Source organism: Psychrobacter sp. AOP7-B1-25 (assembly GCF_052376195.1).
GTDB lineage: Bacteria > Pseudomonadota > Gammaproteobacteria > Pseudomonadales > Moraxellaceae > Psychrobacter.
Map to the genome: position 1 here is coordinate 297,769 of NZ_JBQSVK010000002.1, position 18,256 is coordinate 316,024.

Genomic DNA, 18,256 nt, shown 5'->3' on the forward strand with positions numbered 1-18,256 from the left:
TGACAGTAGGTATTTAGCATCAAAAGCGATAAGTGAAAATGGTTATGATAAAGTTAGCTTTGAGACGTATGAAAGCTATTGATATGATGAGCGCTACGAGAAATGTTATGTTCAGAAATAAGATAAGTGTCACGAAGCCGAACCGTTTTGTATTACCTAGCAATATATCGGCAGTATGGCTGTTGCTAACAATAAGCGTACTAGCCAATACGACTGCTCATAGCGCGTGGTTTGAACGTTTAGTCCCACAAGGTGAAACTTATACGGTACGCGAGATAGATCGTGATTTGGCATTTGTGATAGATGGCTTTATCTACGATGCGCGCACGTCTTGTTTTTTAGCAGTGGGTGATCGAGTGATATTTTTTGAAGGGCGTCATGGTATTGATTACCGCGCGACTATCTATGACTTGGATTCGCGTGAGCGCTGTGATTTACTCTTGCGTGGTCGGATATAGGACTAAGAGAAGTGCATGGATAGAATGAACGCTAAAGAATACAATAAAACTTGCTCATAAAAAAAGCCCCGAACATTGCTGTTCAGGGCTTTTAAAATTCTATTAACGAATGGTGGCTCGAGGCAGGATCGAACTGCCGACACACGGATTTTCAATCCGTTGCTCTACCTACTGAGCTATCGAGCCGTCTTCGTTGAGGTCGCTATTAAACTAAATATACGCGCTTCTGTCAAGCTGTTTTTGCATAATATCTAATAAAAGACGATAAATAATCAGATATTGGCAAAATTAACCGTTTTAGCACTCGATTTAGTCCTTTACACGTAATAGTTCGTACTCACTCATGATGCGGTGGATATCAGCGTCCGCAGGGACAAATTCACGTACACCTTTTTTAACTTCGCAATCATAGACCAATTTAATAAACTTGGCATCGATGGCGCGTTTACGATTCTCTGGATGCACGGTGAGATATTGCAGACGCTTAGCATTGGTTTGCCCATCATCAAAACAGGCGACCGCAGCGATAGGCTTGTCATTGAACATACCGACATAGAGATACTGTCCACGTTTAAACCCTTGCTTAACGATATCTAGTACTTCTAGACCATCAGGCTGCGCATCATCGCTATCGTATAACGCCTGTAAGCGCTCTGACAGTTCATTGTCGCGAGCAGGTTTTTTGATAAGTGGCGCATCCAAACTATTAATGGCGATCGCTTCTAAAGGCATAGCAGTTCCTATAAACAGATGGTTTTTATCATATAAAATAGCAGTATGACATGACACAGCACGGTGTCATAGCGTGTAGTACAGCAAGTGAAGGTCTTTAAAGTCAGTGCGAGTTATGATTGATAATACTGAACACACTATTTTAGCAGAATGACGTGATTTTGTGCGTGGTTTACTGCTTGGTCGTGGCAGTAAATGTTAGGGTTTGCTATGATGAGGCTATATAATATGTAATGTATATACACCCTAATATGTTGATATCTTTTGTATATATCATTTTCGAATATATTTTTGCTAGGGGCGGATCCAGACACTAGTAAAACATTTTGGGCATATTTTGCCTTATTTGTTGACCGTTTTTCACTGATAAAAAACTGATAGAGAGTAGCCATGACAGCCAATGCAACGACGACTGCTGCCACACCTGAGCAAAATGAGTCAAAAAACGTAAATCTATATGGTCGCCCTGAACGTATCGCGACCGTTGAGCGTAATACAGCCGAAACGCAAATTTCTTGTACCGTCAATTTAGATGGTACGGGTAAAGGTGTAGTCGATACTGGCGTACCATTTTTGGATCATATGATTGATCAAATCAAGCGTCACGGTTTGTTTGACTTAGAGATTAAATGTAATGGTGACACCTTTATTGATGATCACCATAGTGTGGAAGACACTGGTATTACGCTTGGGCAAGCATTCAACAAGGCACTGGGCGACAAAAAAGGTATCCGTCGTTATGGGCACTTTTATGCGCCGCTAGATGAGTCGCTTAGCCGTGCGGTTGTCGATCTATCAGGCCGTCCAGGTCTGCATATGGAGATTCCTTTTACTCGCTCGCATGTGGGTAATTTCGATGTTGATCTATTTAGCGAATTTTTCTATGGGTTCGTCAACCACTCATGGATGACGGTGCATTTGGATAACCTCAAAGGCAAAAACAGCCATCACCAAATCGAATCAACCTTTAAAGCCTTTGCTCGTGCGTTACGTATGGCTTGTGAGTATGATGAGCGTGCGCTAAACACCTTGCCATCGACTAAAGAGGCTTTTTAATGGCTAAAGTCACTAAAGTAGCACTATTAGATTATGGTATGGGCAACCTGCACTCTGCTAGCAAAGCCCTATCGGTAGTCGGAGCAGAAGTCTCTATCACCAATGATCCAAAAGTCGTCGCGGCGGCAGACAAGATTGTCTTTCCTGGTGTGGGTGCCATGCGTGATTGTATCGTTGGTATGCACGAGGCAGGCATTGATGAGGTCATACGCCATGCAGTGTTTAACAAGCCCGTTATGGCCATCTGTGTAGGCATGCAGGCGTTGTTTGAGCAGTCAGCTGAAAATGGCGGCACGGACTGTTTGGGTATCTTAAACGGCACGGTAGAAGCGTTTGACCCTACGTGGAAAGACAAGCAAGGTGCGACGATAAAAGTACCGCATATGGGCTGGAATACTATTAGCGGTATGGATTTTGACCATCCACTCTGGGATGGTATCGAAGACAATGCCCACTTCTATTTTGTACACAGTTATTACTGTGAGCCTACCGATCGCTCACAAGTGGCGGCGGTATGTGATTATGGTCAACCGTTCTGTGCCAGTGTGATTCAAGACAATCTATTTGCCACCCAGTTCCATCCAGAGAAGAGCCACACTGCTGGCTTACAGCTGCTCAAGAACTTTGTAGATTGGAATGTGTAAGCAGTTGATAAACGTGAAGTGGCTATTTAATGTAGTAAAAGGTAGATTATCAATTGTATAATCTGCCTTTTTTATGCTCGCTTATATTTGGAATATATCGTGGATTTTACCGCCTTTAAAATGAGTATTATCGAAGCGACAGGGCTGGCGAAAGATGCCTTACATATCTATGTCGGTGTCGGTGTGTATTTGCTGTGTTTAGTGCTGCTGCGACCTATCATCAAAAGCCAAGGTATTCGGTCATTTATCGCTTTAATCGCTGTGACTTGTATCGCGCTGTTGGGTGAATATCTAGACAATCGAGAGACGATTGAATCGCTTGGCTTGGCAGGATTAAGCGGTGACCAGATACTCGCGAGTATCCGTGATTTGATCAATACCTGTATGCTGTCTTATGTGCTGTATGGCTTAAATAAATGGACGACCATATTTCGACCAACCAACAAATCGACTTCATTAACCAAACGCCACAAAAAAACGGACTATTAAAGTCCGTTTTTTTGTTTTGCTATTTGAGTTTATTATTTTAGCAGCCAATCTTATTTTTTGGCTTCATCATACAACTCACGTACTACTTCACCGATCACTTTAATGCCATCAGTTAGCGTCTGCTCATCAGCTGCAATACTCATACGAATACACTCATGCGCGTGCTGATAATCACTGACATCGACACCAGGGAAGAAATACTGACTTGGTACGATGAGTGTACCTTTTTCTTTTAAAATCTCGTATAGCTCAAGGGTGCTAATCGGCAAGTCTTTAAACCACAACCATAAGAATATTGCGCCTTCAGGCTTATGAATCATCAGTGGGTAATCCCCCAATGCTTCTTTTAACAGCTTCACAGCTAGGCTCGCCTGCTGTTGATAAAACGGCTTGATATCGTCATCTGACAATTGCTTGATACGGTCATTTTCTACTAATGGCGTGGCAATCGCGGCACCAAAACGCGTCGGCGCTAGATTGACCACGGCATTCATCGAGCTAACGGCAGCGATGACTTCAGGAGCCGCCACGATAATCCCCGTACGCATACCAGGCAGGCCAATCTTAGATAGGCTAAAGCATAGAATCGTATTGTCGTCCCATGTTAGATTGACATCAGAGTAGATGATGTTAGGGAAGGGCATGCCATAGGCATTATCGATGATAAGTGGTATGTCATAGCGTTTGGCAATCTCGGCCAGATGCGCCATTTCGTCATCGGTCAACACGTTGCCAGTTGGGTTGGTTGGGCGTGAGCAGCAAATCGCGCCGACATGACCTTCCTGTAGCGCTGGCAAGTTCTCTAATGCGTCAAAGTCCACACGATATTTAAAGAAGCCGTCCTCGCCGTCATGAGTCACTTCATCGATATGTGGCAATACAGCTGTGAAATGCTGACCTTCGACATGCACGTCGCTATAGCCGATATACTCAGGGGTCAATGGCAGCAGGATAGATTTGTCGATAGACTGGTTTGCGTTATCTTTGCTGTTTTCATCAGCGAAAGCACCGCCAAACAGATTAAACAGATAGAAAAACGCATTCTGTGAGCCATTGGTCAGGGCGATGTTTTCTGCTGTCAGACTCCAATCATAATGACGGTTAAAGAAGCCAACCAAAGTATCGATAAAGGCAGCGTCCCCTTGCGGGTTAGAGTAGTTCGCCATGCTGATAATCGCGCTACTATTGGGCACGCCTGCGTCATTGTCATTACCAAGCGCCTTATAAGTCTCCAGAAACAGCTCATTAACGGCATCAATTTTGGCAGGGTTACCACCGCCCAGCATGTTGACAGGCTGATCGCTTTTTAGCGCATCGCCTAGATCGTCCATCAATTGTGAGATGCCAGTGGGCTGGGTAAATTTTTGACCGAACTTTGAGAATTTCATAAGACTACCGTATCTTTATAAGAGGTTGTTAACGAGGTATAAGCATGCATACCCCTAATGGCAATATGGACGTTAGTATAGCAAATAGTCAGTTTTAAACGAGCTGGAATCGTAAAATAAACTATTGCTAAACCATCGCCCGTACCCGCGCCATAATCCCACGACCAATCACCAATCTCACATAAATAATTGCAATGGCAAATAGCAGAGCCACTAACGCAATACCGCCAAGTCCTAAGTTTACCCACGGCACACTAAAGCGCAGATTAAACCACTGAGTAACCGCCAGCCAAGCACCACCAGTGGCGATAATCACCGCAAATGTCGCCGCACTAATCCCAAGCACACCCAGCTCTAAGATATTGAGCATATACAAGTCACGCTTTTGCATACCGAGTAGTCTAAACGAGGCACTCTCTTTCATACGATCTTGTGACGTAGAGAGTAGCGAGCTGATGAGCACCATGATGCCAGTCAGCAAGGCAAGCAAAGTAAAGATATATACCAAGCGGCTCATCTGCGCGACCAACCCTTGGACCTGCTCCGCGATAATCGTACCGTCAATACTGGTCACAGCGGGAAACTCGCGTACCAGCTCACCTTGCAACTCAGGAATATCATCAGCAGAGACATGCGCCGTCGCAAACTGAATCTGTGGTGCATTGGCGAGGATATCAGGCTCAAACAAGAAGTAGAAAAACGGACTCGGGCCACGCTCGAAACGCGAGCGAATACTGGTAATCTCTCCAGTCAGCTCAATCCCTTGAATATTAAAGCTGATCTGATCGCCCATACCAACGTTTAGCATCTCGGCGGCCGTATCCAAAATAGATAACGGCTGCACTTGCTCAAGGGCAGAGGCGCTAGGATCTTGATTTTCAATCGGGGTATACAGCGCATCGTCAGTCAGCGACTCAGTAATGAACTCTGTATCCATGATGGTATCAGCATAACTCAAATTGAACACCCGAGTAGGGTCGTCTTCGCCTTCTGGCGCGTCAATATCTTTGGGCTCCACGCCATTAGCCGTACCGATACGTGCGCGAATCACTGGATAATAAGTGACAGGTTCTTTGATAATACTGTCGATCTTATCGTGCTGTTCGGTCTGCACATCTAATAAAAACAGATTTGGCGCGTCTTCAGGATAGGCATTGATAAACTGCTCATTGATACTGTGATTGATCGACGTGATAAGGGTCAATACCGCAACGGATAATGATAGTGTCACAAAGAATAGCGCTGATTGATTGCCTTTGCGCGCCAGATTATGAATCGCAATGCGCTGCATCCAGCTGATTTTTTTGCCAGTGGCGATGCGCGCTAGCAGCTTGAGCCAACCACGTGCCAATGCCCAAAATACCGCAATGAATATAATCAACCCAACCAGTATCTGTACCCCTAACGTTAGAGAGTTCACCTCGTAAGCAAGGAAGGCGTAGAGTCCGATGAGTAATAATCCATAGCGTAAGAATGGTATCCGCTGCTGCCAAGACAGGCGTTTTGATGATTGATCAGACGCTTGATTTAGCAATACCGCAGGCTTTGTACCATCAAGTACGCGTAGACTACGCTGGGTAATCAGTAGCGTCATGACAAGGGCGATGACGATAGTTTTGAAGATACTAATCGGATTGATAGCCAGTCCCAGATCTGCTGGCAGTATGGCCGTTAGATACGGTTGACCAATTTTGAGCAGTATAAGGCTCAGCGACACGGCAGCGACGCAGGCCAAGGCCGCCATGATTAATAGCAGCCAATAATAGCTACGCTTAATCGAACGATTGGTCTCGCCCAGCGCCATGCGTATGGCATCGTTGGATTGCTGCTTGGACACAAACGCAGTAATCACCCCATACATGGCAACCGCAGACAATAAGAGAACAGCAATGACTAGCAATTTTAAGAACATTAATACATTGTCAGAGATGCGTGAGACAGATGTCTCCTCTGAGGTAGAGTCAGACAGCTCAATCTCAGGATAATTGACCAGCATCTGAGTCAGTTGTTCACGCTGAGTGGCGATCGCTTCAGGCGTACCTGCCATCTCGATTTGGTAACTGACTCGGCTGCGCTGCCCCATGAGGTTGGTCGATTCTAATGCATCTTGCTGCATCATGACGCGACCACCGAAACCAAAGGCGGTCAGCGGGCGATCTGGTTCTCTAATCAACTCATCACTAATGGTGAATTTTCCCTCACCAATATTGATACTGTCACCGATATCGACGTTTAGACTTCTCAGTACTTCCGGCGCGACGACCACGCTATCGGTACTCAGTTGCTCGGATAATGGCTTGCCTGACGCCAGCTCGACGTTGCCATATAGAGGATAAGCATCGCTCACGCCTTTGATACGTGCCAATAGCGTCTGGTCGGCTGCGACTAGCATGGCATTGAACTGATAATCATAGACCGTTTGGCTATCAGGCAACGTCTGGACTTGCGCCAAGACTTCCTCAGGCCAGTCTTGCTTACTCTCTAGTATTAAGTCACCACCGACGAGCGCCAGCTGGTTGTCGTTGACATAGGTGTTTACTGACTGTTGGATAGAGTCCAAGGTCAGATAAGTGGCTAGCGATAGCATCAATGTGAGCAAAAACAGCAGTGGGTATACCCAGCGTCGCCACCAACTACGAGACAAAGCCTGTGCGCCTAACGTACGAGCGCTGAAAGGATTGCTACTTTTGTCTTGCGTCATAGCGTCGGTGCTACCATTGGTATCTATAGAAGGCTTATCCATTAGCAGCTGATCCATCTATGATGCCATCATGCATCGTAATGACGCGGTCTGCCATGTCAGCCAGTGCAGGGTCGTGGGTCACGACCACCAGTGCCGAGCCAACTTTTTGTCGTAAATCTAACAATAGCTGCATCACTTGATCGGCGTTTTGCTCATCCAAGTTGCCTGTAGGCTCATCAGCGAATACGATTTTGGGATGCGACACCAATGCGCGAGCGACAGCAGTACGTTGCTGCTCACCGCCAGATAATTGGTTGGGTAAACTGCCTCGTCTGTGACCGAGGCCAACGGCTTCGATTAACTCATCGACTCGTGCAGGGTTTGGCTGCCGTGCGATATCCAGCGGAAAGGCAATATTTTCAGCTACCGTCAAGGTTGGCAGTAGGTGAAATGACTGAAACACAAAGCCCATGTCACGCTGACGGATAGCTGCTAGTGCGTCTTCATCAAGGCTACTGAGAATTTGACCTGCCAGCTCGACAGTGCCACTGTCTGGGTAATCTAATGCTGCTAATAGTCCTAATAAGGTCGATTTACCAGAGCCAGACTTACCCATGATGACTACAAACTCGCCTGCATTGATATAAACGTTCACGTCTTTAATAATGGATAGTATTTGTTCACCGACTTGCACGGTTTTGTTTAAATGCGTGGCGGTCAATAAGGCTTTTTCTGTTGTGCTAGGCGGCGCTGTATCAGCTAAACGTGATGAGGTCATTGCGTGGTCTCAGTTGGCGCGTTAGTAGTTGTTGACGCTGTTGCATCAGCGGTATTGCTGGCTTGCAGCTTTTTAAGCTCAGGCTTTAAGATAGGTAGGATATTGTCATTCACGATAATCGTATAACCATCTTTGGTGGGGTGAATGGCATCTGCTTGATTAAGGTCAGGATCACCGCCGACACCTTCTAAAAAGAAAGGAATAAGAGGCACATTCATATCCTCTGCTACACGAGGGTAGATGTCTGAAAACGCAGAAACATAGTCATTACCTAGATTGTCATAGATCGACATGCCGCCCAGGATTACCTCACTGCCATTGTCTTGCAAACGCTTAACCGCAGTACGGATGTTCTCTTCAATGGTCGCTACATCTAGGCCACGCATGGCATCATTGGCACCAATCGTCAAGATAGTAATATCAGGTTCGGTCTGTGCTACCCAATCCAGTCGATTGACTAGGCCAGTACTGGTTTCACCACTCAAGCCTGAGTTGATGACCTTGGCATTGGTATAGCCGAGCTCTTTTAGGCTGGCTTCTAACTGCGCAGGATAGTTGGCGTCACTATCGACTCCCAGTCCTTCAGTCAGTGAGTCACCAAGCGCTAATATCGTCAGCGGCGAATTGATCTGTTGTTCAGTTGCTACTGGCGCAGTGCTGGTTTGGCTGTTGGTCGTTTCAGTATTGGTACTCTGCGTATCATTAGCAGCTGTCGTTTCAGCTTCCTTTTGGCAGCCACTGATCGCTATGACAACTGCAAGTATGGCAATAGCAGGCAAGCGCTGAGCAAAATGAGTAGGAAATTCTATCATGAGTGTTGTGTCCTATATGCAATCAAGCCAGTGTAGCAAAATAAGACAGCGACCAATATTGCCCTAAGGTTAATTTAAGACCGCTTTATTGCGCTTTAGCAATCATAGTCTTATAGACAACCAAGGCTGGTAGCAAAAGATTGCTTCAACTCAAATAGTTTTGCCATCGACCATCACTGGACGACTAACAAGCCAAGCAATCACTACGTTGGCAATCATCAGTATCAGCATGATAAAAAGCGGCATACTCCAGCTATCTGTCATTTCATGCAGCCAGCCTGTACCTAACGGTCCAAAAAACGCAATGACATAACCGACTGCTTGAGCCATACCTGACAGCTCACTTGCTTGATTAGTCGTATAGGTGCGCATAGAGAACAACATCATACATAGAGTAAAAATTGCCGCACAGCCCATGCCCATCATACCCGACCATAGCCACGCTAAGTCAGTTGAGAGGTAACTGACGCCCAATACGCCAATGACATTTAGCACAGCGGCAAACACTGCCAACGCTTGAATAGGACGACCGCGATTGACAAGCCACGTTAGGCTTAAAATAGAAATAGGCGCCATAAACTGGAACACGGCATTCATTTGTCCTGCACTGACAGCCGATAGCCCTTTACTAACCCAAATTGACGGTAAAAAACTGGCGATGGTGTAAAACAGCAAAGACTGTAATCCCATAAAAATAGCTATCTGCCATGCAAAGGTGGTTCGCCACATAGAGATTTCAGAAGCGCCTAATGCTGCAGGGATAACTGCTTGATGGTTAGATGAACCCAAACGCACACGCAAGAATAGCCAAATTACGAAGGCAAAAATACTTAAAATCGTCCAACCACCCAGCGCCCACTGCCAACCTACCTGTTCAGATAACGGGAGTACCACACCTGCGACAATACCTGCTGCTATGGTCATCGTGAGACTTAACAGACCAGTAATCAGCGGAATATGTTGCGGGGTACGCTGTTTGATAACAGGCGCTGCCAAAGTATTAGCGAAGCCGATAGCGAGGGTAAGCAACAAGGTACCAATGAGAAACCCACCCCATGTCGGGATAGCAGTACGAATAATCATCCCTAGCGTCAACAGTCCAATCATGGCAATCAGCGTATTCTCTAGCCCGAATCGCTTACCAATTGCTGGTGAAATCAAAGCTCCAATGGCAAAGCTCAGCATAGGAATAGCCCCTAACCAACCTATCTGAAACTCAGAGATATCAAGCGCGTCTTTGACCACTGGGGCAATAGAACCTAGCGCGACAATAGGCGCACGCATATTGATGGCTAGCAGAACCATGGCACACAGCACCAACCAAAAGGTAAAGCGTGACGAGGGTAGACCAGATATAGAAGATAGATTGGACGAGGTAGACATAGCAGCACAACGATAACAGCGGAAAAGAACACGTTATTCATCAGCGCTAAAAAATAGCCGCTTATAAAATAACACCAGAGAGTATTTACCCAGACGGTAAACCATATCGTAAATCAGACCGAAAAATATGTGTAGCGCGTAAGACATACAATTTGCTGAACTGACTTTGATAATTTGATAGGCAGGTTAGTCAAAATGTAGGTGTGGTTACTTCGAATTACTGCTTTAGAGCAGTGATAATAAGAGATTGCGATAATAGGAAGTTTTATCGCACAACAAAAATAGCGCCAAGTCACTTTTAGATGACTTGACGCTATTATAAGAACATATGTTAGGTAAATGCTACCAGCATATGGTAACTGATGGGGTTTTAAACTGATTTACCCAATTGAGCTGCTCTCAATGCATTCTCTTGCTGTTCAGCAATCAATGAATCGCACTTATTGGGATCATTACCACAGAACGAGCAATTTTCGTCGCCCATCAATTTGGCAACACCGCCACAAGATCCTCTAAGCGGCTTTTTTTTGACCATATAACCGACGCCCATAAAAATAAAGAATAGGACAAATACGGTGAAAGTAATGGCAAGCATAGGAAGCAGTTGGCTAAGCATAGAGGAAACCTCATTTTAAAAAATAGGGCAGTTATTAGTAGTGCTGTCTAAGTTCATGACAGCTAAACACCGTTAATAACAACTGTATAATAGTATAGCAAATTTTAGTGCGGCTCGTTGTGCGTTAACGTATTCTCTTGTTTCACATCTATCACTTACCAGTGACTTCTAGAGTGTGCCATCTAGAGTTTTGAGAACGTTTATAGCTTTTTATCAGCACGTAATGCTTTCATCGCTGGTGTCTGTACCACTTGCCAATCGTCAATGTTATCGTCAGCAGCTTCGTTGGACATATCGTCAGAACCCTTTGCTTTTACATCGTCAGCTAGTACCACAAACATGGCTGCTAGATTTTGTGTTTTAGCGAGGTCTAGTGCTTTGTGATAAGGCATCGCGGTAAGGGCGGTTGCCCACGCATCCGCTAACGCAACAGAGTCAGCTGCGACAGTAACTGAAGGTGCGCCGCCTGCAATAGGGTTGCCCGTTGTCGGGTCGATAGTATGGCTATAGCGTTTGCCATCGAATATGACGGAGTTACGATAGTTACCAGAGGTCGCTAGATGCATTTGGCTAGCTGTATTTTTTGGTTGGCGAATAGCAGATATGGTTTGACGTTCGCTGACCGTGCTACCTTCAATAGGAGCGTCAATCGCAATTTGCCATGGTTGCTGCTGATTATTGACACCAGAAGTGGCTATTTCACCGCCGATCTCAACCATATAATTACGAATTTGATAATCATCTCTCAACACATCAGCGATGACATCGACGCCATAACCTTTGGCAACAGCAGAAAAATCTAAACCAACGCCGTCTTTGGTCTTATAGATGGTGTCGTCTTTCTTTATGATGCTCTCAAAATCGACCAATGCTTTTGCTTGCGCAATCTCAACGGCAGTCGGTGGACTTTGTAGGCGCTCGACCGTCATGGTACTCCCAAAGCCCCATGTGTTTACGAGTGGCATAACAGTAGGGTCAAAAGCACCGCCTGATTGCTGATAGACAATTTGTGATACATCTAGCACACGACTAAAATCCGCATCGATAGTGATAGGTTTGTCTTTGCCCAAACGATTGAATGTAGATATTGTTGAGTCGTTTTGATAAGTAGACATGCTATCGTTAATTTGTTTTAGGCGCTCGTCTACCGCAGCTTGTATGGCAGCTTCGTCCGCATCATCAGGCAACTGATAACTAATGTGATAGCTCGTCCCCATCGTCTCACCAATCAGATAGTTATAGTCTGGGGTTTGCTGGCAAGCGCTGAGACCTAAAGTACTAACAAGGCCGACGACGCCTACTAAGGTAAGGTGCAGAGGTTTTTTGGAAGATAAGCTGTATATAGTGTTTTTCATAATATTTTCGGTATGGCGTAGAAATGAGTAGGGTGTAAAACAAGCCACGCTTATTTTACACCCCTTGAACCCAAAAATACTAATGAAGGCACCATTCAGCGACAATTCGTTCGGTTGAGTAGTTTACTTCACTTGTGACTCACGTATGAGCTTATAGAGTTTTGGCGGAGAGACGCGGTTGACCCGTGTGGCCAGTTTTTCTTTACGACCAGCGACGATGATATATTCCTCTCCCTTGGTGAGCGCCTTCACGACTTGTTTGGCAAACTCAGTCGCAGTCAGACCATTATTGGTTGCCTCATCCATCGTACCTTGTGCGCTACCGTCGCCAGTCAACGCATTGATAGAGATATTAGTCTGGATAAACCCGGGGAATATCGTGGCTACTTCGATACCTTGGTCATAAAGCTCAGCACGCAAGCTGTTTGCCCACATATGCAGCGCTGCTTTGGCTGCTCCATAAGCACCGCGATATTGTGTACCCAATAGGCCTGCTACACTCGAGACCATTACTACTTTGCCGCCACCTTGTGCGATCATATCAGGCAACGCAAGTCTGGTAAGACGCGTCTGAGCAAAATAATCTATTTCCATGATTTGACGCTCAACTTCTTCAGCCGTGTCCATGATGAGCGAACGCTGACTGATACCAGCATTATTGATGAGCCAGTCGATTTTTCCCGCCTGAGCTTTAGCAGCAGCATAAGCTTCTTTGGTTTGGTTGGCATCACTGATATCAAAAGGAACGACAATGTGCTTGTTAGTACGTTTGCAGCTATTCTTGACCACTTCTAACTTATCACTGTCACGTCCACTTAGAATAATTCTAGCCCCGCGTTTGGCGAAGGCAACGGCTAATGCTTGCCCGATACCGCTAGAAGCACCGGTAATCCAAATGGTCAGATCTTTGTATTTCGTTTTCATAAGAGTCCTTTCTCAATGTTTAGATAGTCCATGATATAGGATAATAAAGCTATTCTACTAGCTAGATTTGTAGCCTTTAAAGCCACGACTAGGTGTAGAAATCGCACAAAAAAAGAGCCTCAATTGAGACTCTCTTTTTTATTCTTAGATTTGTGCTGTCAGACTAATTATCTAACTTAACCACCGAAATCATCAAGCATGATGTTTTCGTCTTCCACGCCCATGCTGTGTAGCATGTCGATTACAGCAGCGTTCATCATCGGTGGCCCACACATGTAGTATTCACAGTCTTCTGGGTTTGGATGATCTTTCAGATAGTTTTCGAGCAATACGTTATGGATAAAGCCTGTTGGACCTTCCCAGTTATCTTCTGGTAATGGGTCAGACAGTGCAACATGCCACTCAAAGTTATCGAACTCTTCTTCTAGCTGATCATAGTCTTCAACGTAGAACATCTCACGAATAGAACGAGCACCATACCAGAAGCTAATCTTACGATCAGTGTTCAAGCGTTTGAGCTGATCAAAGATATGTGAGCGCATTGGAGCCATACCAGCACCACCACCAACAAAGATCATTTCAGCTTCGGTCTTCTTGGCAAAGAATTCACCATAAGGACCTGAAACTGTCACTTTGTCACCAGGTACTAAGCTAAATACCCATGAAGACATTTTGCCTGGTGGAATACCGTCAGGACCACGTGGCGGTGGACTTGCGATACGGATGTTAAATTTGATAAGGCCTTTCTCTTCAGGATAGTTAGCCATTGAGTAAGCACGGATAACAGGCTCATCAACTTTTGAGACATAGTTGAAGATACCGAATTTTTCCCAATCTTCTCTATACTCTTCATCAACCACAAAGTCTTTGTAATGCACTTCATGCGGTGGCGCTTCCAACTGTACATAACCACCAGCGCGGAAGTTTACTTCTTCGCCTTCTGGAATTTTTAGTACCAGCTCTTTAATGAAAGTGGCAACGTTATCGTTAGAGATAACTTCACATTCCCATTTCTGTACATCAAAGAACTCAGGATCAATCTCAATTTTCATGTCTTGCTTAACAGCTACCTGACAAGCTAAGCGCATGTGATTGCGGATTTCCCCTTGAGTAAAATAGCCTTCTTCGGTGGGCAAAATAGAACCACCACCTTCAATAACGCGGCAACGACACTGCGCACAAGTACCACCACCACCACAAGCTGAAGATAAAAATATACCTTCGCCCGCTAGCGTTTGTAGTAGTTTGCCGCCAGCTGGTGTCACCACATCATTATCGGGATTATCATTAATATGGATAGTGACATCGCCTGAACTGACCAGTCTTGAGCGCGCCGCCAAAATAATAGCGACAAGGCCCATGATGATCAAGGTAAACATAGCAACGCCACCAATCGCCGTAGCGTAATCCATGGTAGGTATCCTTAATCTATGGGGTAGGGGTGTGGGGGCATAATCTATGCTGTACCCAAACCTCTACCGAATAAATGAATTAAATAAGTCAAATAGCTAATGAAAGCTTTGAGCTTAGCGGTTTAGATGGACATACCACCGAACGACATAAAGCCGAGCGACATAAGACCAACCGTGATAAAAGTAATACCAAGACCACGCAGCGGTGCTGGAATGTCTGAGTATTTTAGCTTTTCACGGATACCCGCCAATGCTGTAATAGCAAGTGCCCAACCGAAGCCTGCACCCACACCATAGACAACAGATTCACCAAAGTTATAATCACGCTCGACCATAAATAGTACACCACCCAAGATGGCACAGTTTACGGTGATTAGTGGTAAGAATACCCCAAGTGCGTTATATAGACTCGGTACAAACTTGTCCAAGAACATTTCTAGGATCTGTACGGTGGCTGCAATCAAACCGATATAACTTAGCAATCCTAAGAAGCTCAAGTCGATATCAGGGAAACCTGCCCATGCCAGCGCACCATCTTTTAGAATGAACTGGAATAGTAAGTTGTTTAGTGGAACGGTAATTGCCATCACGACAACAACCGCAACACCTAGACCAATCGCTGTAGAGACTTTTTTGGATACGGCCAAAAAAGTACACATGCCTAAGAAGTAGGCAAGCGCCATGTTCTCAATAAAGACTGAGGTTATAAATAAACTAACATAATGTCCCATTAGTGACCGCCTCCATGTGCCATGCCTTTAGACTGCGGCTTCATTACAAACTCAGCTTCTTCAACTTGTTCTGGCTTCCAGATACGGACGATAGCGATGAACAAACCAATGATAAAGAACGCTGAAGGTGGTAACAGTAATAGACCGTTTGGTATGTACCAACCGCCATCAGTGACTGGCTGCAAAATAGTCATACCGAACCAAGTACCAGCACCCAATAGCTCACGGATAGTTGCAACGAATAGCAATACTGCTGAGTAACCAAGGCCGTTACCAATACCATCTAAAAAGCTTGGGATTGGTGGGTTGCTCATAGCAAATGCCTCAGCACGGCCCATAACGATACAGTTAGTAATGATCAGACCAACGAAGACAGATAGACCTTTACTGACGTCATAAGCAACTGCTTTTAGTACCTGATCAACCAAGATAACCAACGAAGCAATAATCGTCATCTGTACGATGATACGAATGCTTGATGGAATCTGTTTACGGATGATCGAAATAAAGAAGCTTGAAAATGCCGTTACCAAGGTCAATGCCACACACATGACCATAGCGTTAGCCATGCTGGTGGTGACAGCCAATGCCGAACAGATACCAAGGATCTGTAGGGCAATAGGGTTATTATCAAAGATAGGCGTAGTTAAAATGCTTTTAGTGTCAGCCATGTTATGCCTCCTTGCCGTTTGCTACTGGTAGCTTGGCTGCCAATTCGGTTTCAGGTTGAGCTGCCGGCTTTGGTTGATTTGCTTGTGTCTCTGCATCTTCAACCGTTTGGCCACTCTTTTCACGTAGCGTGTCTAAATAAGGCTTATAACCTTGCTCGCCTAACCAAAATTGAATCATGTTGCTAACGCCGCGGCTAGTCAATGTTGCACCGCTGATGCCATCAACCCAGTTCTCTTTTGGGTTACCAGCTTTGGTTACACCAGTGGCAACGTTACCATTCTCGTCATAAGACTCGATACCGCTCCACTTTGCACGCCATTCTGGCTCTTCGATGCGAGCACCAAGACCCGGAGTTTCTTTATGCTCGTAGAAACTGATACCTTTGATGGTATTCATATCACTTTCAAGCGTTAAGAAGCCATAGATAGTACCCCATAGACCGTAGCCTTGAATTGGTAGTACAACTGTTTCTGGCTGACCTGCGTCATCGTTTTTGACATAGACTTTGGCATATTTTGGCTTACGACCAATACCGGCAGGGTCGTTATCACCCAAGTCTTCACTTAAAGCTTGGTTTTTTGTCGCTTGACTGGCGTCATAAGCATTACGATCAGGAATACCTGCATCTGCTAGTGTCGCATCATCGACATAACTACCTTCGTTTAAGTCAATAATTTCTACATCAAAATCTTTGAATCTTTCAGCGACATCATCTGCAGTATCAGATTCAGCATCGTATAGATCAGCAGCAACTAAGATATTCTTGTTACGGTCTAGACGTGCGTTTTCAATTTGTGCAGGCTTTAGACCAACAGCCACTGCTGAGACCAATACTGAACACACCAAGCATAGCGTCAAAGCCACACTGATGGTTTTCGCGTTATTACTTTTGGGCTTGGACATAGCGAACCCTCCGAGCGGTTTGGCGTTTGATATTTGCTTGAGTCACAAAGTAATCAAACAATGGAGCAAATAAGTTGGCGAATAGAATGGCCAGCATGATGCCTTCTGGGAAAGCAGGGTTGATGACGCGAATCAATACAGTCATAAAACCAATTAGGATACCGTAAGCCCAGCGACCTTTGTTTGTATGTGCAGCTGATACTGGGTCAGTTGCCATAAATACAGCACCGAAAGCGAAGCCACCGATAACTAAATGCCAGTAGAACGGCAAGCTCATCATCATGTTGTCTTCAGAGCCAATCATGTTGAACACAAGAGAGGTAGCAATCAGACCGACCACACAACCTGCCATAATGCGCCAAGAAGCAATACGCGTCCATAGCAACACTGCCGCCCCCATAAGGATAGCGAGTGTCGATACTTCACCGATACTACCTTGCATGTTACCTAAGAATGCATCACTCCAAGTGATCGCATTACCATAGACATCAACGAAGTCCTGAGGAACTACACCAAGAGCTGCAAGGCCAAGCGGTGTCGCGCCTGAGAAGCCGTCTACTGCCGTCCATACTGAGTCACCAGACATATAGGCTGGATAAGCAAAGTATAAGAATGCACGACCCGATAGGGCAGGGTTAAGGAAGTTTTTACCAGTACCACCAAACACTTCTTTTGCAACGACTACACCGAAGATAATACCTAGGGCAACTTGCCATAAAGGAATATCAGGTGGTAGACATAATGCAAATAGCACCGACGTCACAAAGAAACCTTCGTTGACTTCGTGTCCGCGGACAACAGCAAAGATAATCTCACAGAGAATACCTACTGCAAACGTCACGATATAAATAGGTAAAAACTGCATCGCACCATAGACAAAGCTTGCCCAGATACTGTCTGGGTTATAACCTGCCATGCTGGTGATAACAGTGCGCCAGCCTTCAGGCTGTAAGCCAAGCTGAGCGATAGCGGTTAGTGCTTGGTGACCGATGTTGTACATACCCCAAAACATCGCTGGGAAGGTACATAGCCATACGGTAATCATAATACGTTTTAAGTCAATGCCGTCACGTACATGCGATGACGCATAGGTAGTTGAGCTTGGTTGACGTAAGAACGTATCAAACATCTCAAAAATAGCGTAGTACTTTTCGTGTTTGCCGCCTTTGGTGAAAGATGGCTCCATACGATCGAACATATTGTGTAAAAATTTCATCGTG

The 18,256-nt window shown here is 45.2% G+C and carries 18 protein-coding genes and 1 tRNA gene; 4 read left to right on the forward strand and 15 right to left on the reverse strand.

Features of this window, described 5'->3' with window-relative positions:
• The first annotated feature begins 107 nt into the window (after positions 1–107).
• The gene (locus tag ACT3QR_RS03910; RefSeq protein WP_444520078.1) at positions 108–458 is read left to right on the forward strand and encodes a hypothetical protein; all 351 of its coding nucleotides are present in this window, start codon (positions 108–110) and stop codon (positions 456–458) included.
• Between the two features lie 110 nt (positions 459–568).
• Here the strand turns inward: ACT3QR_RS03910 and ACT3QR_RS03915 are convergent.
• A tRNA-Phe gene (locus ACT3QR_RS03915) sits at positions 569–644 on the reverse strand.
• Between the two features lie 123 nt (positions 645–767).
• Positions 768–1,190 carry a hypothetical protein gene (locus tag ACT3QR_RS03920; RefSeq protein ID WP_444520079.1) on the reverse strand — a complete coding sequence of 141 codons (423 nt, stop codon included), beginning with the start codon at positions 1,188–1,190 and terminating at the stop codon, positions 768–770.
• 390 nt (positions 1,191–1,580) lie between these two features.
• Here ACT3QR_RS03920 and hisB point away from each other — a divergent pair, with 390 nt between their 5' ends.
• The 3 genes from hisB (at position 1,581) to ACT3QR_RS03935 (ending at position 3,379) form a co-directional block, all read left to right on the forward strand.
• On the forward strand, positions 1,581–2,246 hold the full coding sequence (gene hisB, locus ACT3QR_RS03925; RefSeq protein ID WP_444520080.1) for an imidazoleglycerol-phosphate dehydratase HisB: 666 nt from the start codon (positions 1,581–1,583) through the stop codon (positions 2,244–2,246).
• On the forward strand, positions 2,246–2,890 hold the full coding sequence (gene hisH / locus ACT3QR_RS03930; RefSeq protein WP_444520081.1) for an imidazole glycerol phosphate synthase subunit HisH: 645 nt from the start codon (positions 2,246–2,248) through the stop codon (positions 2,888–2,890). The genes hisB and hisH overlap by 1 nt, the downstream gene beginning before the upstream one ends.
• Positions 2,891–2,989: 99 nt before the next feature.
• Positions 2,990–3,379, forward strand: coding sequence for a hypothetical protein (locus ACT3QR_RS03935; protein WP_444520082.1), 390 nt, complete (start codon positions 2,990–2,992; stop codon positions 3,377–3,379).
• Between the two features lie 50 nt (positions 3,380–3,429).
• On the opposite strand, the gene ACT3QR_RS03940 is transcribed toward ACT3QR_RS03935, so the two are convergent.
• From ACT3QR_RS03940 to ACT3QR_RS04000, 13 genes are all read right to left on the reverse strand, one after another.
• Positions 3,430–4,767 (reverse strand): valine--pyruvate transaminase, encoded by a 1,338-nt coding sequence (locus tag ACT3QR_RS03940; RefSeq protein WP_444520083.1) that lies wholly within the window; start codon positions 4,765–4,767, stop codon positions 3,430–3,432.
• A gap of 127 nt (positions 4,768–4,894) precedes the next feature.
• A complete protein-coding gene (locus ACT3QR_RS03945) occupies positions 4,895–7,468 on the reverse strand; it encodes an ABC transporter permease (RefSeq protein ID WP_444520108.1) in 2,574 nt (857 codons plus the stop codon).
• 34 nt (positions 7,469–7,502) lie between these two features.
• On the reverse strand, positions 7,503–8,228 hold the full coding sequence (locus ACT3QR_RS03950; RefSeq protein WP_444520084.1) for an ABC transporter ATP-binding protein: 726 nt from the start codon (positions 8,226–8,228) through the stop codon (positions 7,503–7,505).
• Positions 8,225–9,040 (reverse strand): arylesterase, encoded by an 816-nt coding sequence (locus ACT3QR_RS03955; RefSeq protein WP_444520085.1) that lies wholly within the window; start codon positions 9,038–9,040, stop codon positions 8,225–8,227. The genes ACT3QR_RS03950 and ACT3QR_RS03955 overlap by 4 nt, the downstream gene beginning before the upstream one ends.
• 150 nt (positions 9,041–9,190) lie before the next feature.
• Complete coding sequence (locus ACT3QR_RS03960; RefSeq protein WP_444520086.1) at positions 9,191–10,423, reverse strand: MFS transporter; 1,233 nt, start codon at positions 10,421–10,423, stop codon at positions 9,191–9,193.
• A gap of 370 nt (positions 10,424–10,793) precedes the next feature.
• Entirely contained in the window at positions 10,794–11,039 is a 246-nt protein-coding gene (gene nqrM / locus ACT3QR_RS03965; protein ID WP_057762175.1) for a (Na+)-NQR maturation NqrM, read from the reverse strand.
• 200 nt (positions 11,040–11,239) lie between these two features.
• Positions 11,240–12,394, reverse strand: a complete 1,155-nt coding sequence (locus tag ACT3QR_RS03970; protein WP_444520087.1) for an FAD:protein FMN transferase — start codon at positions 12,392–12,394, stop codon at positions 11,240–11,242.
• A 123-nt stretch (positions 12,395–12,517) separates the two neighbouring features.
• On the reverse strand, positions 12,518–13,318 hold the full coding sequence (locus tag ACT3QR_RS03975) for an SDR family NAD(P)-dependent oxidoreductase (protein ID WP_444520088.1): 801 nt from the start codon (positions 13,316–13,318) through the stop codon (positions 12,518–12,520).
• Positions 13,319–13,494: 176 nt separating this feature from the next.
• Complete coding sequence (gene nqrF / locus ACT3QR_RS03980) at positions 13,495–14,730, reverse strand: NADH:ubiquinone reductase (Na(+)-transporting) subunit F (RefSeq protein WP_102078341.1); 1,236 nt, start codon at positions 14,728–14,730, stop codon at positions 13,495–13,497.
• A gap of 122 nt (positions 14,731–14,852) precedes the next feature.
• A complete protein-coding gene (gene nqrE / locus ACT3QR_RS03985) occupies positions 14,853–15,461 on the reverse strand; it encodes an NADH:ubiquinone reductase (Na(+)-transporting) subunit E (RefSeq protein ID WP_011281361.1) in 609 nt (202 codons plus the stop codon).
• Positions 15,461–16,132, reverse strand: a complete 672-nt coding sequence (locus ACT3QR_RS03990) for an NADH:ubiquinone reductase (Na(+)-transporting) subunit D (protein ID WP_444520089.1) — start codon at positions 16,130–16,132, stop codon at positions 15,461–15,463. Before ACT3QR_RS03990 ends, nqrE begins: the two co-directional genes overlap by 1 nt.
• Position 16,133: 1 nt before the next feature.
• On the reverse strand, positions 16,134–17,036 hold the full coding sequence (locus ACT3QR_RS03995) for a Na(+)-translocating NADH-quinone reductase subunit C (protein ID WP_444520090.1): 903 nt from the start codon (positions 17,034–17,036) through the stop codon (positions 16,134–16,136).
• Positions 17,017–18,252 carry an NADH:ubiquinone reductase (Na(+)-transporting) subunit B gene (locus ACT3QR_RS04000; RefSeq protein ID WP_057762164.1) on the reverse strand — a complete coding sequence of 412 codons (1,236 nt, stop codon included), beginning with the start codon at positions 18,250–18,252 and terminating at the stop codon, positions 17,017–17,019. The genes ACT3QR_RS03995 and ACT3QR_RS04000 overlap by 20 nt, the downstream gene beginning before the upstream one ends.
• Between the last annotated feature and the right edge of the window lie 4 nt (positions 18,253–18,256).

What these genes read in the sequence shown, in the direction of transcription:
- ACT3QR_RS03910 (WP_444520078.1), top strand. Translation starts at nt 108, where the DNA reads ATGTTCAGAAATAAGATAAGTGTCACGAAGCCGAACCGTTTTGTATTA.
- ACT3QR_RS03920 (WP_444520079.1), bottom strand. Translation starts at nt 1,190, where the DNA reads ATGCCTTTAGAAGCGATCGCCATTAATAGTTTGGATGCGCCACTTATC.
- hisB (WP_444520080.1), top strand. Translation starts at nt 1,581, where the DNA reads ATGACAGCCAATGCAACGACGACTGCTGCCACACCTGAGCAAAATGAG.
- hisH (WP_444520081.1), top strand. Translation starts at nt 2,246, where the DNA reads ATGGCTAAAGTCACTAAAGTAGCACTATTAGATTATGGTATGGGCAAC.
- ACT3QR_RS03940 (WP_444520083.1), bottom strand. Translation starts at nt 4,767, where the DNA reads ATGAAATTCTCAAAGTTCGGTCAAAAATTTACCCAGCCCACTGGCATC.
- ACT3QR_RS03945 (WP_444520108.1), bottom strand. Translation starts at nt 7,468, where the DNA reads ATGACGCAAGACAAAAGTAGCAATCCTTTCAGCGCTCGTACGTTAGGC.
- ACT3QR_RS03950 (WP_444520084.1), bottom strand. Translation starts at nt 8,228, where the DNA reads ATGACCTCATCACGTTTAGCTGATACAGCGCCGCCTAGCACAACAGAA.
- ACT3QR_RS03955 (WP_444520085.1), bottom strand. Translation starts at nt 9,040, where the DNA reads ATGATAGAATTTCCTACTCATTTTGCTCAGCGCTTGCCTGCTATTGCC.
- ACT3QR_RS03960 (WP_444520086.1), bottom strand. Translation starts at nt 10,423, where the DNA reads ATGTCTACCTCGTCCAATCTATCTTCTATATCTGGTCTACCCTCGTCA.
- nqrM (WP_057762175.1), bottom strand. Translation starts at nt 11,039, where the DNA reads ATGCTTAGCCAACTGCTTCCTATGCTTGCCATTACTTTCACCGTATTT.
- ACT3QR_RS03970 (WP_444520087.1), bottom strand. Translation starts at nt 12,394, where the DNA reads ATGAAAAACACTATATACAGCTTATCTTCCAAAAAACCTCTGCACCTT.
- ACT3QR_RS03975 (WP_444520088.1), bottom strand. Translation starts at nt 13,318, where the DNA reads ATGAAAACGAAATACAAAGATCTGACCATTTGGATTACCGGTGCTTCT.
- nqrF (WP_102078341.1), bottom strand. Translation starts at nt 14,730, where the DNA reads ATGGATTACGCTACGGCGATTGGTGGCGTTGCTATGTTTACCTTGATC.
- nqrE (WP_011281361.1), bottom strand. Translation starts at nt 15,461, where the DNA reads ATGGGACATTATGTTAGTTTATTTATAACCTCAGTCTTTATTGAGAAC.
- ACT3QR_RS03990 (WP_444520089.1), bottom strand. Translation starts at nt 16,132, where the DNA reads ATGGCTGACACTAAAAGCATTTTAACTACGCCTATCTTTGATAATAAC.
- ACT3QR_RS03995 (WP_444520090.1), bottom strand. Translation starts at nt 17,036, where the DNA reads ATGTCCAAGCCCAAAAGTAATAACGCGAAAACCATCAGTGTGGCTTTG.
- ACT3QR_RS04000 (WP_057762164.1), bottom strand. Translation starts at nt 18,252, where the DNA reads ATGAAATTTTTACACAATATGTTCGATCGTATGGAGCCATCTTTCACC.